General features: G+C 70.6%; 10 protein-coding genes and 1 pseudogene. 6 read left to right on the forward strand and 5 right to left on the reverse strand.

What is annotated here, in order from left to right; genetic code table 11:
• Positions 1 to 408 (reverse strand): annotated as a pseudogene (locus tag H5J26_RS20810) (glycoside hydrolase family 20 zincin-like fold domain-containing protein); the annotation flags it as partial.
• Positions 409 to 1115: 707 nt separating this feature from the next.
• On the opposite strand from H5J26_RS20810, the gene H5J26_RS20815 reads away from it, so the two are divergent.
• From H5J26_RS20815 to H5J26_RS20825, 3 genes are all read left to right on the forward strand, one after another.
• On the forward strand, positions 1116 to 1409 hold the full coding sequence (locus H5J26_RS20815) for a hypothetical protein (RefSeq protein ID WP_181767434.1): 294 nt from the start codon (positions 1116 to 1118) through the stop codon (positions 1407 to 1409).
• An 87-nt stretch (positions 1410 to 1496) separates the two neighbouring features.
• Positions 1497 to 1736, forward strand: coding sequence for a hypothetical protein (locus tag H5J26_RS20820; RefSeq protein ID WP_181767435.1), 240 nt, complete (start codon positions 1497 to 1499; stop codon positions 1734 to 1736).
• A 367-nt stretch (positions 1737 to 2103) separates the two neighbouring features.
• Positions 2104 to 3387 carry a hypothetical protein gene (locus tag H5J26_RS20825; protein ID WP_235980870.1) on the forward strand — a complete coding sequence of 428 codons (1284 nt, stop codon included), beginning with the start codon at positions 2104 to 2106 and terminating at the stop codon, positions 3385 to 3387.
• A gap of 34 nt (positions 3388 to 3421) precedes the next feature.
• Here the strand turns inward: H5J26_RS20825 and H5J26_RS20835 are convergent, their stop codons facing one another.
• The 3 genes from H5J26_RS20835 to H5J26_RS20845 all read right to left on the reverse strand — a co-directional run bounded on the left by H5J26_RS20835 (position 3422) and on the right by H5J26_RS20845 (position 7755).
• Positions 3422 to 4546 (reverse strand): serine hydrolase domain-containing protein, encoded by a 1125-nt coding sequence (locus H5J26_RS20835; protein ID WP_181767436.1) that lies wholly within the window; start codon positions 4544 to 4546, stop codon positions 3422 to 3424.
• Positions 4547 to 4555: 9 nt separating this feature from the next.
• The gene (locus H5J26_RS20840; protein WP_235980871.1) at positions 4556 to 5542 is read right to left on the reverse strand and encodes a DMT family transporter; all 987 of its coding nucleotides are present in this window, start codon (positions 5540 to 5542) and stop codon (positions 4556 to 4558) included.
• A 473-nt stretch (positions 5543 to 6015) separates the two neighbouring features.
• A complete protein-coding gene (locus tag H5J26_RS20845; RefSeq protein ID WP_181767437.1) occupies positions 6016 to 7755 on the reverse strand; it encodes a TIGR03767 family metallophosphoesterase in 1740 nt (579 codons plus the stop codon).
• Positions 7756 to 8259: 504 nt separating this feature from the next.
• Here H5J26_RS20845 and pepN point away from each other — a divergent pair.
• Entirely contained in the window at positions 8260 to 10842 is a 2583-nt protein-coding gene (pepN, locus tag H5J26_RS20850) for an aminopeptidase N (RefSeq protein ID WP_181767438.1), read from the forward strand.
• A 303-nt stretch (positions 10843 to 11145) separates the two neighbouring features.
• Here pepN and snpA read toward each other — a convergent pair whose 3' ends face one another.
• Positions 11146 to 11805 carry a snapalysin gene (snpA, locus tag H5J26_RS20855; protein ID WP_181767439.1) on the reverse strand — a complete coding sequence of 220 codons (660 nt, stop codon included), beginning with the start codon at positions 11803 to 11805 and terminating at the stop codon, positions 11146 to 11148.
• A 207-nt stretch (positions 11806 to 12012) separates the two neighbouring features.
• Here snpA and H5J26_RS20860 point away from each other — a divergent pair, with 207 nt between their 5' ends.
• Together H5J26_RS20860 and H5J26_RS20865 are read left to right on the forward strand one after the other, a co-directional pair.
• Positions 12013 to 13008 (forward strand): LysR family transcriptional regulator, encoded by a 996-nt coding sequence (locus H5J26_RS20860; RefSeq protein WP_181767440.1) that lies wholly within the window; start codon positions 12013 to 12015, stop codon positions 13006 to 13008.
• A gap of 309 nt (positions 13009 to 13317) precedes the next feature.
• Positions 13318 to 13965: a DUF4232 domain-containing protein gene (locus tag H5J26_RS20865; RefSeq protein WP_181767441.1), complete on the forward strand. Its 648-nt coding sequence runs from the start codon at positions 13318 to 13320 to the stop codon at positions 13963 to 13965.
• Positions 13966 to 14044 lie beyond the last annotated feature (79 nt).

Raw genomic sequence — 14044 nt, forward strand, 5'->3', positions numbered from 1 at the left:
ATTTTGGAGCGCTCCTGGGAGCGACTCACTACGACAGCGAAGACCATCCGCCCGGCTCACCGCGCGCACGACCAGACCCTGCTCGGGCAACGGCTGGCCGGGACGCACCTCTTCGATGTGACGTGCGCCCGCCGCCTTCAAGGCGGTGCGCAACGCGTCCAGCGCCGCGTCGTCCGTGCCCTCCTCGGAGACGAGCGTCACGGCACGGCCCACGGGCACGAACGCACCGCGCTCCTGGATGGACTGAGGACGCGGCCATACGGACGGGGCCGACCCCTTTGCTTCGGCGTCGGTGTCCTTCGCGCCCGCCGAGGCTCCGTCTCCTCCGGGCTGTGGCGCGGCGTGTGCCGCGGGCACACCGCCGAGCAGCCCGCCGATGACGGCGGCGGTGAGGGCTGTCGCGCCCATCCGTCGCCGTGCTCTTTCCCCCTGCGCCCCTGCGCCCACCACGTCCTCCCCGACGCCGGTCATCGCTCGCCCCGTCGCTGCGCCGTCGCGTCCGTACCTTGCTGAGCCTTGCCGAGCGTTCCCCGTCACATCGCTCACCGGAGCTGAACATGCGGTCCGGGGAGCACACTTCGAAGGACGAGCCCATCACCGTCCCGTCGAGCATGTCAACGCGAGGTGCCCGAAGTGGTCCGGGAATGCGGATTGTTGGGATCCACTGGGGCTGGACGCGTCCCGTCGCCGCCGCGGTTCCGCGCGTCGCCCGCGGGAGTGAGGCGCTCGCATGCGCAACGACGAAGGAAGGCGCCCGGACGTCGAAAGCAGAGCGGACAGTGACGGCAGGGTCGCTTCACGTGCCGGGCGAGCCCGCCTGCGAGTCATGCGGTGCGCACGCACTGTGACGCTGGGTTTCCGCACCCGCCTGCCGACCTGCGCAAGTGCGGGCCCCGGGCCGTCCAGTGGTGACCTTCGGTGAGGAACCTGTAAAATTTCGTGCGCGACGCCTCAAAGAAGCGGTGTCTCTTCGCCTCCCGGCGGCCCTCACGGGCAAATCGCCTGTGGAGGCAAACGTGACCTCGAACACGTTCCTGGCCCGATTACGTCTGCGCACGACTCGATTGGGTAAGGCGAACTCTTAACCATCCGACGTCAACGAACGGAGGCCCGCCGTGGCCGCGTCCGCTGAACTTCTCGCAGTCCTGACCCCCCTGCCGCGACAGGTGATCTCGAAACAGCAGGTCCTCTCCAAACAGGGGCACGAGCCGGTAGACCTGTCCGGTGTGTCCGACCCCGACTCCGGACTTGACGGCTCGTGCTCCTGCGGCTGCTTCGAGGCACCGCTCACCTCTGAACCTCCCCTGGCCGACGTCGCACCCCTGACCAGCGAACCGCCGCTCGCGGAGCTGCCGCTCACCAGCGAGCCGACCGGTACCGGCTTCGGTGCCGACAGCGCGGACATCTGAGGGTGCTCGGGCCTGCCGGGACGCCGTGCAGGCCCCTGATGGAGACCCGGAGGAACAGTGGCATCAGGCGTCCGATATGTTGACGGCGTGAGCAACAAGGTCAACAAGAACACGCTGCGCGCCGGAACCATCGTTGCCGGCGCCACGCTGATGCTGCTGCTGTCGTCCCCCGCCTTCGCGCTCACCCGCGACGACGGCGACGACCCGGGTCCCGGGCTGAGCGTCATCGAGACGCTCGGCCTCTTCGTCGCCATTCCGGTCGGTCTCTACCTGCTGATCGCAGCTCTGGTGACGGTCGGCGGCAGGTCCGGCAAGAAGCAGGGCTGACGACGGCGAACTGCGGGGCGTGACTTCACCGCCCCGCGGCCGTGCTGTCCTCCCTCGCCCCGGTCACTCCTCTGCACATCGTGCTTTCTCTCCGGAGCGCCCCGGCGTGCGCGCAGCGCGCAGCCGGAAGGTGCCCGGAGCAGCCACGTGCCGAGCAGACGTACCCGGCCCTACTGTCGCCGGATCGCCCCGTCCGTCCTGCCGGCGAACGAATCCTCACGCGTGAAGACCGGCCTTGTGCGCCCCGTCTGCCGGGTGAGTCTGATCGGCACTCGAACGTCCGTACTTTAGGGCAGAGTTGTCCGGCTTTGTCGACGGGCTCGTAACAGAGGTTGGATGACGGTCCACGGGTGGGAATCGCCCGGACATGACGCACAACATCCCGCTCTCCCCTCGCCCCCTCAGCCACCTCACGGCCGCCGCACAAGGACGGGTGCTGACCACCCGCGCCCTGCGCGAGCACGGTGTGTCCGCCGCCGCGGCCAACGAGCGCTGCCGGCCGGGCGGCCCCTGGCAGTTGCTGCTCCCCGGCGTGTTTCTGCTGCACTCGGGCATGCCCACGAGCGACGAGCGGCTGCACGCCGCGCTTCTCTACGCCGGAAGCGAGAGCCCGCCGATCCCGGCTCAGCAGGGACTCGCGGGGCGGAGTGCCCGCCCAACTGACCTGCCGCTCCCGCCGGTTGTGCCGGCACGGCCCTCGCCCGCGGCGCCGGGACAGCCCCTCCCCGCGCAGCCGCCGGAGGCGATGATCACCGGCCTGGCCGCCCTCACCCTGCACGGCTTCACCGGCGCGCCCTCGCTGCGTTCCCTCGACCGCATCGACGTGCTCGTGCCCCGTACCCGCCGGCTCCGTTCCACGGGGTGCGTCCACATCGTGCGCGGACAGCAGTTGCCGGAGCCCGAGGAGGTGACGGGGCTGCCCGTCGCCCCGGTGTCCCGCGCCCTCGCCGACACCGTCGCTCAGCTGACCGACGCGGGCGTCGTGCGGCGGCTGCTCGTGGAGTCGGTGCGCGGCGGCTACTGCGAAGCGTCAGCGGTCGTACGGGAGTTGGGCAACGCCCGCCTGCTTGGGCGGCCTCATGTGAGGGAGGCCGTCGAGGCACTGACCTCGGAGGACCGCGCGCTGGCGGAGGGCCGTCTGTACGAGATGGTCTTCCGCTACTGGCTCCCCGACCCCTGCTGGAATGTCGACCTCCGCCTGCCGGGCGGCCCGTACCTCGGCGGCGTCGACGCCTACTGGCCGGAACAGGCGGTCGCTCTGGAACTGGACACCTTCCCCCACAGCCCTTCGGGCGTGGGAGGTGCCCCCACCCACAGCCCTTCGGGCGCCGGAAGCGCCCCCACGCACAGCCCTTCGGGCGCCGGAAGCGCCCCCACGCACAGCCCTTCGGGCGCCGGAAGTGCCCCCACCCACAGCCCTTCGGGCGCGGGAGGCGCCACGGGCGGTGCCCCGCGATCGGGGGACGACGTCCAGTGGTCCGAGTACGCCCGCAAGCGGGAGGTGCTGGAGGCGATGGGCATCACCGTCGTCCACATCACCCCGCAGAAGCTCCGCGATTCGCTGGAGCAGCAGGCGGCGATCGTCCGTACGGCGTTGATGACCGCGGTCGAACGCGAGCCGGCCGAGTACGTGATCGTGCTGCCCCGCTGACGGGACGCGTGAACAGCGGTGTGCGCCTGGACGGTCAGCCGCAGAACTCGGCCTCGACCAGCGAGGCGGTCTCGCCGGCCCAGTCGCCGTTGATGTTGAAGGCGGCGGCGTGCGAGCCGTCGGTCGTGGTGACGGCGCTCGAGCGGGAGCCCTGAATGGTGCCCTCGTGCCCCCAGACGGTGGTTCCGCAGGAGAGCCGCTGCCGGGTCAGGCCCAGGCCGTAGCGGTCGCCCCCGTCGGCGGGGACGGTCGTCTTCATCTCGTTCAGCTGCCCGGGCGGCAGCACCTCGCCGCCGAGCAGGGCACGCATGAACCGGATCAGGTCGCCGGTGGAGGAGATCATCTCGCCGGAGGCACCGGCGAGCGAGGGGTCCAGCGTGGTGACGTCGCGGACACGGGTGCCGGGACCGGCAGTTGAGAGCGTGGAGTACGCCCGCCCGTGCGGGCCGGGTATCTCCGCCGAGGTGCCGGGCAGCGATGTGTCCCGGAGCGCCAGCGGCCTGATGAGCCTGCGCTCGATCTCGTGCGCGTAGGAATGCCCCGTCACTTTCTCGACGACCATGCCGGCCAGTACGTAATTGGTGTTGGAGTAGCGCCACTCGGTGCCCGGCGCGAAGGACGGCGGATGAGCCGTGGCCGTACGGACGAGAGCGGCCGGGCTGTGCGTGTCGTAGCGGCTGGTCCGGAACCGGGGGCCGAAGTACGTGCGGCTGACCCCGGGGTCGGCGGTGAAGTCGTACACGCCGCTTCTGTGGCTGAGCAGTTGGCGGAGCGTGGTGTGTCGCCCGTCGTTTCCGTGGCCGCGCAGCGTGCCGGGGAGCCACCGGTCCACGGTGTCGTCCAGATCGAGCTCGCCCTCCGACTCCAGCTGCAGCAGCACCGCTGCCACGAAGGGCTTGGTGAGGCTTCCGATGCGGAACCGGTCCTGGGCGAGGCGCGGACGGTCCGTCCGTCGGTCCCCGACACCCGAGGCGCCGTTCCAGACGCCGCCGCCGTCCTCGGCCTGCCCCAGCACCCCTGGTGCTCCGGCCTGTCGGACCTCTGCGTCCATCGCGTCCTGGGTCGCGCTGTGCCCCAGGTCGGCCGCCGAAGAGGAGCTGATGCAGAAGGCGGCCAGGACAGCGACCACCAGTGTGATGACGGTGGTGCGGACGGACATGCCAGGACTCTAGTGATCAGGGCGGCTCGAGCGCCACACCGCGAAGACGACCAGCGCACACCCCGCGTACTGGGTCGGAGTGGGGCGTTCCGCAAGGAATCCGACACCGAAGAGAAGCGCCAGGATCGGCTGGAGGAGCAGCAGAGTCGCTCCCTTGTCGGGGGCGAGCCGCGGCAGCGCCGGATTGATCAGCAGCCAGGCGAGAACCTGGCCCAGCAGGGCCATCGGTATCAGCCAGCCCCACGCCGCCGGCCCCGGGTCGAGGTCGACGCCTGTCCAGAGCGAGCCGACCACCCCTGAGGCGATCGCGGCCGCCAGCGTCGCCGTGCAGACGGGCAGCACCGTGTGCGGGTTCGGCTTGCGGGCGTCCTCCACGGGAAGCGCCGGGCCCTGCCCGGCGGCTCCGCCGGCTTCGGCGGGGGCGGGCCCGTCGCCGCCGAGCCGGATGAAGAAGAGGTACCCGGCGAAGCCGACTCCCGCGGCCATGCCGAACAGGGCTCCGGAGACCGGGTCGCTGCCGGGTTCTGGGTGGCCGAGCGCACCGCTGGCCAGGGCCACACCGGCCAGCAGTACGGGCGCTGTGAGCCAGAACCGCCGCGCGAGCCGTACGCCGGTGAAGACACGCGTCAGCAGCGGGAAGACGACCAGCTGGACGTTCAGCAGCAGGGTCGCGATGGACGCGCCCAGGTCGTGGATGCTCTGCACCCAGCACACGTAGTCGAGGCCCAGCAGGGCGCCCGCCGCCAGGTCGAGTGCGAGCAGGCGGGGAGACCGGCCGCCCAGGCGGCGGTACTCGAAGTACGCCAGCGGTGCCAGGACGAGCAGGGCGAGCGCACAGCGCAGGAATGCGGCGGTGCCCGCGTTCACGCCGGAGAGCTTGATGAACATTCCCGACGACGACGTGCATGCCGCGCCCGCGACGATCATCAGTGCGGGGCCGGGCCGCGTCCGTCCTCGCGGCGCCTTCCCTTCGTGTCGGGAGGTCGTCGTCGTCATGCCGGCCACTCTGCCCCCTGGGGGGCGAGGGCGACAACGACGATTTCCCTGCTCCGTCCGGTGACGGCGCTTCGCGCGGTGGACCTGAACGCCCGGGGGCGTGTTCGGGTCGACGGCCGGTGACCCGAAGTCCGTTGACCCGTCGTCGAGTTCGGGACACAGCACCCGTCCATCGCACGTAACCTGGCGGCGGCCCTGTTCCGCGAGATGGGACGGCGGCCCGCGGCCGCGGCGTCCTGCCTTGTTCCGGTACGTCCCGGCTGTGCGTGAAGTGCTCGCGGCCTGGCGTGCCACGGGGGGCGGCCAGGCCGCGGCTTCCGGACGCTTCTCCGGGCTGCCGGGTCCCGGCTCCGGCGGCTCTTCCTCCGGCTGCGAGTCGCCCGATCTGCGTGCGTGCAGGGCTGTGGGCCGGTTCTCGTGAGGGCAAGGGACGCTCGCGGTGCTGTTGCCGTGCGGCCGTCCGTACGGACGGCCTACGGCTTGGGCAGCAGCAACTCCGTGTTCCGGTCCGTCGGCTCGCCGGTCAGCTCACGGCGGGCGCCCGGGCTGTTGAAGGACAACTCCCGGTAGATGGACGCCAGTCCGGTCTGTGAGAGGTCTTCGAAGTCCGTACGCGCCGGCGCGGCCGACTCGATCAGAGTGGTGAACAGCGACAGCGTTCCGTCGCCGTTGTCGGCCAGTTCCAGGGTGCGGGCCAGCTGAGGGAAGTCGACGTGGGAGGCCGTCGAGATCTCCCAGAAGGTGCCGCGCGGTCTGATCTTGTTCTTGTGGCTGTGGCCGTTGATCCACGCCAGCACGTGGGGGTTCTCGTGCAGCAGCGAGAGAAGCTCGGGGCCGCCGTCGGGGGTCGTGGTGCTGGTGTGGTGGCTGAAGAGCAGCACGTACGCGCCCGCCTTCCGCTGCTCCTTCAACTCCTTCTTCAGCCACTTGAGTTGGGCAGGTCCCACCTTGCCGGGGTAACCGCCGTCCAGGCGCGTGGTGTCCAGGCTGATGCCGGTCACGCCCTCGGCTGTCCGGAAGGTGTAGTAGAGCCTGTCCTCGGCGAGGTTGGCCTCCGTGTAGCCGTGCCCCACGGGGCCCGCCCCCGCGTACCGGCGGCGCATGTGTGCGCGCACCCAGTCCTGCCGGGTGAAAGGCGCACGGGCCGGATCCGGGGTGACCGTACGCATGTCGCGGGAACGCAGCCGGGAGCGCAGCATCTCCTTGAACTGCTCGCCCTTGGGGTCGCCGCCCTCCTCCACGGTCTTCCAGAGCCGGGCTCCCTCCGCCTCGGAGTCCAGCTTCATCAGTTTCCTGCCGCCGATGGCGAAGTCACCGAAGAAGGTGTCCCCGGCGAAGCAACCGCCGGGCAGGGAGTCATGGTTGCCGGAGGTGGAGTACCAAGGCAGCGCCAGACCGGGGCTGTTGACCTCGCGGATGGCCGCGCGCAGATAGCCCTCGATGCGGGGGAATCCCAGGACCTTGTCGTCGTCCCGCATGGTGTCGTCGGGCTGCCAGTAGAGCTTGAGGCCGCTGTCCTGCACACCCTCGTACGACGTCACGTCACCCGTGTTGGGCGTGATGCGGCCGCCGCTCATCGCCGTGAGGAACCAGTCCAGTTCGGAGCGGCAGTTGTTGTCGGTGTTGTCGCCGGTGGTGATCACGAAGGACAGCGGTTCGCCGGTCGCGGAGCCGCCCTGCAGCCTGTTGACGCGTTCGATCAGGGAGACGGCACCGGCCACGGAGAGGGCCTCCTGCGGCCGCCAGGCGCTGGCTGTCTCCGCGCGCAGATACTCGTAGCGCAACGGGTGTTGTACGTCGACCACGTGCAGGTCCGTGAACTGAACGAAGGCGGTCAGCGGCTTCCGCCTCTCCTCGCGCCGCCCACCGGCGCCGGCCAACTCCTCGCGTACGACCCGCTTCCAGCCCGGACCGTCCCCGAGGCGGCGGTAGCCGTCACCGCCGCCTCGGGGGGCGGAGACGGAGGCGAGCGTGGTGCCGGCCGGAGACGGGTCGACCGCCGTGCTGCGGGTGACCGGCGCCGCGGCACGGGCACGGATGCGGCGGGTACGGGCGGCTGCGGCCGCCTGAGCCGCGGTGGGCTGACCGGCGCTGGCCGAGCCCCCGTTCAGGCCCCAGCCGGCTCCGATCCCGACGGCTGCGCCGGCGGCTCCGGCGGTGAGGAGGGTGCGGCGGTCGAGCAGAATGCTCTGCGTTCGGCTGCTGCGGTTCATGCGGGTGCCTCTCCTGGTGCGACGTCGACGCGGGCGCCGGCGGGCCGGAACCTTCGAAACGTCCCGCTCACCAGGGATGTTTGGCTTTGGTTGTTACCTGCAGCTGAACGACGGCAGAACGCCGCAAGCCCATCCACACTCATGGATCACGTCACCGGGCGGTGGCCATCCGGCCCACGCCGCGCGCTCGCCGGGCCGCGTTCTGGCGCTCACCCCGTGTTCATCTGCCGGGGTAGGGGGCTCACTCCGGGAGGCCGGTCCGATCGCTGCGCTCGGCGACCGCGGCGAGGGTGCCAGGTCGATGCGAGGTCCGCCGGAATCTCGCGGAGCGCCGCACGGCGAACTGGAACCGGTACGGATGCTCCCGCGCCCGTACCGCGTGCGACCGTCCTGTGAAGATCCGTCGCTCCGGGACCCGCCGCCCCCCGCCCGCCCGCAGCTCCCGCGTGGAAGGATGGCCGAACGACGACATCGTGTGACCGCGAGAGCATGGGAGAGCACCAGGTGCCTGGCACGAATCTGACACGCGAGGAGGCTCGCGAGCGAGCAGGACTGCTCACCGTGGACTCCTACGAGATCGAGCTGGATCTGAGCGGGGCGCAGGACGGGGGTACCTACCGTTCACGGACTCTCGTGCGCTTCGACTCCGCCCAGGACGGGGCAGCCAGCTTCATCGACCTGGTCGCCCCGGAGGTGCACGAGATCACGCTGAACGGCCGCTCGCTGGACCCCGCCGAGGTGTTCGCCGATTCCCGTATCGCGCTGTCCGGGCTGTCGCAGGGCCGGAACGAGCTGCTGGTGGTCGCGGACTGCGCGTACACCAACACCGGTGAGGGCCTGCACCGTTTCGTGGACCCGGTCGACCAGCAGGCCTATCTCTACACCCAGTTCGAGGTGCCGGACGCGCGGCGGGTCTTCGCGAGCTTCGAGCAGCCGGACCTGAAGGCCACTTTCCAGTTCACGGTGCGCGCGCCCGAGGGATGGACGGTGATCTCCAACTCCCCGACGCCCGAACCGGCGGACCACGTCTGGCGTTTCGAGCCGACGCCCCGCATCTCCTCGTACATCACCGCGCTCATCGTCGGCCCGTACCACGCGGTCCACAGCACCTGGGAAGGCGGCGGGCGCACGGTGCCGCTGGGCATCTACTGCCGCCCCTCGCTGGCCGAACACCTCGACGCGGACGCACTGTTCGAGGTCACACGGCAGGGATTCGACTGGTTCCAGGAGAAGTTCGACTACGCCTACCCGTTCGCCAAGTACGACCAGCTGTTCGTGCCGGAGTTCAACGCGGGCGCGATGGAGAACGCCGGCGCGGTCACCATCCGGGACCAGTACGTCTTCCGCTCCAAGGTGACGGACGCCGCGTACGAAATGCGTGCGGAGACGATCCTCCACGAGCTCGCCCACATGTGGTTCGGCGACCTGGTCACCATGGAGTGGTGGAACGACCTGTGGCTGAACGAGTCGTTCGCCACGTACACGTCCATCGCGTGCCAGGCCCACGCGCCCGGCTCCCGCTGGCCGCACGCCTGGACCAGCTTCGCCAACCAGATGAAGACGTGGGCCTACCGGCAGGACCAACTGCCCTCCACGCACCCGATCATGGCCGAGATCCGTGACCTGGACGACGTCCTGGTCAACTTCGACGGGATCACTTACGCCAAGGGCGCGTCGGTGCTCAAGCAGCTCGTCGCCTACGTCGGCATGGACGAGTTCTTCAGCGGCGTCCAGATGTACTTCAAGCGGCACGAGTGGGGGAACACACGCCTGAGCGACCTGCTCAGCGCACTGGAGGAGACCTCGGGCCGCGACCTGGCCGCCTGGTCGAAGGCGTGGCTGGAGACGGCCGGAATCAACGTGCTGCGTCCCGAGATCGAGACGGACGCCTCGGGCACCCTCACCTCCTTCGCCGTCCGCCAGGAGGCGCCCGCGCTGCCCCCGGGGGCGACCGGCGAACCGACGCTGCGCCCGCACCGGATCGCGGTGGGCGTGTACGAGCTCCAGGGCGACAAGCTCGTGCGCACCGACCGGATCGAGCTGGACGTGGACGGCGAACGTACCGAGGTGCCGGAGCTGGCGGGCCGCAAGCGCCCGGCGGTCCTGCTCCTCAACGACGACGACCTCTCCTACGCGAAGGTCCGCCTCGACGCCGAGTCCCTGGCGACCGTCACGAAGCACCTCGGCGACTTCACCGAGTCGCTGCCCCGTGCGCTGTGCTGGGCGTCCGCCTGGGACATGACGCGTGACGGCGAACTGCCCACCCGCGACTACCTCGACCTGGTGCTCTCCGGCATCGGCAAGGAGTCGGACATCGGCGTCGTGCAGTCGCTCCAGCGGCAGGTCAAGCTCGCCCTCGACCTGTACGCCGACCCGCAGTGGCGCGAGCAGGGGCTCACCCGCTGGTCGGACGCGACGCTGGAGCAGCTGCGTGCAGCCGCGCCCGGCAGCGACCACCAGCTCGCGTGGACGCGCGCCTTCGCCTCGACGGCCCGTACGGACGCCCAACTGGCGCTGCTGGCCGGGCTGCTGGACGGCACGGAGGTGATCGAGGGCCTCGCCGTCGACACGGAGCTGCGCTGGGCGTTGCTACAGCGGCTCGCGGCGACAGGGCAGGCCGGGGAGAAGGAGATCGCGGCCGAGCTGGAGCGTGACGCGACCTCGGCGGGCGAGCGGCACGCGGCGCTGTCGCGGGCTGCGCGGCCGACTGAGGAGGCCAAGGCGGAGGCCTGGGCCTCGGTGGTGGGCAGCGGCGCGTCCTCCGAGGCGGGTCTGCCCAACGCGGTGCAGGAAGCCGTCATCGGCGGCTTCCTCCAGACCGATCAGCGGGATCTGCTCGCGCGCTACAGCGAGAAGTACTTCGAGGAGGTCAAGGACATCTGGGAGACGCGCAGCCACGAGATGGCCCAGCAGATCGCGGTCGGGCTCTACCCGACGCTCCAGGTCTCGCAGCAGACCCTCGACGCAACGGACGCCTGGCTGGAGTCGGCGAAGCCCGGTGCCGCGCTGCGCCGTCTGGTCACGGAGTCCCGTGCCGGCGTCGAGCGGGCGCTGCGTGCGCAGAAGGCGGACGCAGCGGCGGGCTGAGCGGCCCTGAACGCACGTACAGGGGCGCCGTCTCGAACGGCGCCCCTGCGTGAACGGCCGGGTGCCGGACGTTCCGGCGGCCCCCCGCACGGACGGCTGGCCCGTCACCCGACCATGCCTGTCGCCCGGACCGCGCCGTTCCCCCCAGCGCCTCGAAGGCCCCCGGTCTCAGCCGGGGGCCTCCGTGTGGGGGGTTCAGGATGGTGCGATTCAGGCGTGGTGCCTTGGGACCTGCACTTCAGGCGTGGTGCGTCTTCTTCATGAGGTGCTGGTCAGCCGTGGTGGACGGCTGACCAGCGGGTGTCACTTGGCGAAGGCGGCCTGGTCGAATGCCGCGCTCGCCACACCGTTGGCCCACAGCGACTGGACCTGTGCGGACTCGTTGCCGTCCGGGACCGCGTTGGTGCAGGACGGGCCGGGGCCGCCGCCCGACATCAGTTCGCTGCAGGGGCCCTCGTAGTGGTCCGGGAGACCGAGGACGTGACCGGTCTCGTGGGCCACGACGCGGTTGGAGTCGTACTCCTCGTTCTGCGCGTAGTCCAGGAAGATGTACCCGCTGCCGTGTCCGTCCGTGGAGGCGTACGAACCACGCGGGTCGTTGCCCTCGCGGTAGTCGAAGCTGGCGCCGCCGCCCTCGGCGAGCTGCACGTTGGAGACGGCCGCGTTCCAGGTGGCCGTGCTCTGGGCGATCTGGCCGGCGAAGGTGGGTGCTCCGCTGGCGTCGTAGTTGACGGTGACGGCCTGGATACCGGGCTTGGCGGCCTGCTTCTTCAAGGCGTCCTTCACGACGGCGTTGAAGAACGCCTCGGTCGCCTTGTTGGACTCACCGATGTATCCGGCCCTGGTGACGCTGCTCTTGCTGGCGCCGTCGTCCGGGGTCGCGGCCGAAGCGGGCATGGCGCCCAGGCCGAGAGCCAGACCGAGGCCGAGTGTCGCGGAGAGTGCCGTAGTGCGGTACCTCATGTGGGGGTCTCCTTCGGGTCCGAAGCGCGGCCGCTGCAAGGTGGGGTGCGACCGTCACTGCCGGATAAAGAACTCCTGCCGACGGAGAGTCTGTTCGAGACCGGCGCCCGGGGGATGATTGCAAGTGGTGATAGGTCCGTCGCATCATCCGATACGCAGAGGTGGACCAGGCCGTCGACGTCTGGTGTGACATGCGCACGCGAATATATGCTCCGGCTTGTGGAGCTCGAAGTGAGGCATCTTCGTGCGCTGTGCGCCATCGCCGATACGGGCAGTGTGCACAAGGCTGCCCGTCAACTCGGCATGAGCCAACCCTCCTTGACCACCCAGCTTCGGCGCATCGAGCAGGCTGTGGGCGGTCAGCTCTTCTCACGTGAGCGTACGGGCAGCAGCCCGACGCCTCTCGGGAGCTTCGTCCTCTGCCGCGCCCGGCCCATCGTGGCGGAGATGTCCGCGCTGGTGACCGAGGCCCGGGCGGCCGCCGCGAGCCGCCCCGGGGGAGAGTATCTGCGTATCGGGAGCACCGGCAGCCCTGCTGTACCCGGCTGGCTGCGCCGGCTGCGCGCCCGTCTGCCGGAGGCCGACACCACCTTCCACATGGACCCTTCGGCGCACACGCTGCTGCGCATGGTCGTCGCCAACCAGCTGGACGCCGCCTTCGTGCACGAGGTCGAGGGCTCGCCGCTGCGCATTCCGGACGGCCTGCGGCTCCACGTACTCGTCGAGCGTGAACCGCAGTTCGTCGCGCTGTCCGCCACACACCCGGCTGCCGGACGCTCGGTGCTGAGCCTCACGGAACTCGCGCACGAACGGTGGATGGTGGACCCGACCGCGGACGGCGAATGGACCGGGCTGCGCCGGGTCTTCGCCGAGGCGGGCATCAGCCCGCGCGTGGTGCACGGCGACAACCTGGCCGCCGCCGACCTGGTGGCGGCCGGCGAAGTGGTCGCCCCTTGCCAGCCCACCTCCCCGGCGAGGGCCGGCTGGGTCGTACGGCCGCTGCTCGGCGACCCCCTGGCCGTACGGCTGTTGCTCGCGACCCGTGAGGGGACGCCGGGGGCGAAGCCCGTGATCGAACCGGAGGCCCTCGTCGCCGACCTGGAGTCTGCGTACCGCGAGGTGGCCTGGGCGAGCGACGCGTACCGGCACTGGTTCCAGCGTCACGACGACGTCAAGTCGCTGCCGTTCACAGTCGTGGCGTAGACGGCTCGCGTCGCGGGCCCGCGTGCCGGGCCCGCTTCCCGTGTCCACCTCCCGTGCCCGCGCCGGGAGTTCGCGCTCGAAGCCGCCGTCCGTACGGCTCGGAGGCGTCGTTCCGGGACCGGCCCGCACGCGTGGATACGGGCGCCTGAGTGGACGCCCGCCTTCCGGCGTGGCAGCCCTCACAAGCAACTTTTACTCAAGGAGCCGGGGAACGGCGTGGCTAGCGTCGGTGACAGCACCACGCCAGACATTCGTCCATGCCCCTAGGAAGTCCAGGCTTCCTCCGGCCGATTCCCCAAGGTCACGATCATGCTCTCGCGCGCCCGCCGCATCCTGCCGGCTCGTCTTCTCGCCTCGGTCCTGCCCCTGTCGCTGTCGGCCTGTGAGGGGAAGGGGAGTGACAACGCCGGTGACTCCTCCACCTCCGGCTCGGACCACGACAAGCCCGGGACCGACGAGGACCCGGGCAAGGGCGACTCCGACGGTGACGAGACCGGCCCCGGCGATGACGCCGGCCCGGGCAGCGGAGACCAGGACGGCGGCGCCGGAGACGAGGAGGGAACCGACGTCGGCCCCTGCGACGACAAGACCGAACTCCGGATCACCATCGGCAGCGGCAAGCAGACGGGCGACACCGGCTCCGCCGCGATCACCATCAGGAACACCGGTTCCGGGCCCTGCATCCTGCCCGAGGTCCTCGGCCTCTCCCTCTCGAACGAGGACGGCGCCCGAATCGCCGCGGACGTCCAGACGTACAACAGCGACGGCGAGGTTCCCCTGAGCTCCCGCGGCACGGCTAGCGCGAAGCTCAACTACAGCGTGGACAAGGCCGAATCGCCTGTCGCCGCAGGGCAGTTGGACCTCGACCAGATCGGGCGGGTCGCCGTCGACAAGACAGGCGGACCGGTGGACATGGCCGAGGGGACGGTGCAGTTGACCGCTTTCCAGACCGCCTAGGCGGCACCAGGACTTCTCCCCGCTGACGCCGGGTGAGAGGCGGGCGGCAGGTGCACGGGAGACCCCTGCCGCCCTCGCC

This window comes from Streptomyces albidus (ex Kaewkla and Franco 2022), from assembly GCF_013870515.1.
Taxonomy (GTDB): domain Bacteria; phylum Actinomycetota; class Actinomycetes; order Streptomycetales; family Streptomycetaceae; genus Streptomyces; species Streptomyces albidus.

Excerpts from the sequence above, each read along its gene's own strand:
- H5J26_RS20825 (WP_235980870.1), top strand. The coding sequence starts at position 2,104 with ATGACGCACAACATCCCGCTCTCCCCTCGCCCCCTCAGCCACCTCACG.
- H5J26_RS20835 (WP_181767436.1), bottom strand. The coding sequence starts at position 4,546 with ATGTCCGTCCGCACCACCGTCATCACACTGGTGGTCGCTGTCCTGGCC.
- H5J26_RS20840 (WP_235980871.1), bottom strand. The coding sequence starts at position 5,542 with ATGACGACGACGACCTCCCGACACGAAGGGAAGGCGCCGCGAGGACGG.
- H5J26_RS20845 (WP_181767437.1), bottom strand. The coding sequence starts at position 7,755 with ATGAACCGCAGCAGCCGAACGCAGAGCATTCTGCTCGACCGCCGCACC.
- snpA (WP_181767439.1), bottom strand. The coding sequence starts at position 11,805 with ATGAGGTACCGCACTACGGCACTCTCCGCGACACTCGGCCTCGGTCTG.
- H5J26_RS20860 (WP_181767440.1), top strand. The coding sequence starts at position 12,013 with ATGCTCCGGCTTGTGGAGCTCGAAGTGAGGCATCTTCGTGCGCTGTGC.
- H5J26_RS20865 (WP_181767441.1), top strand. The coding sequence starts at position 13,318 with ATGCTCTCGCGCGCCCGCCGCATCCTGCCGGCTCGTCTTCTCGCCTCG.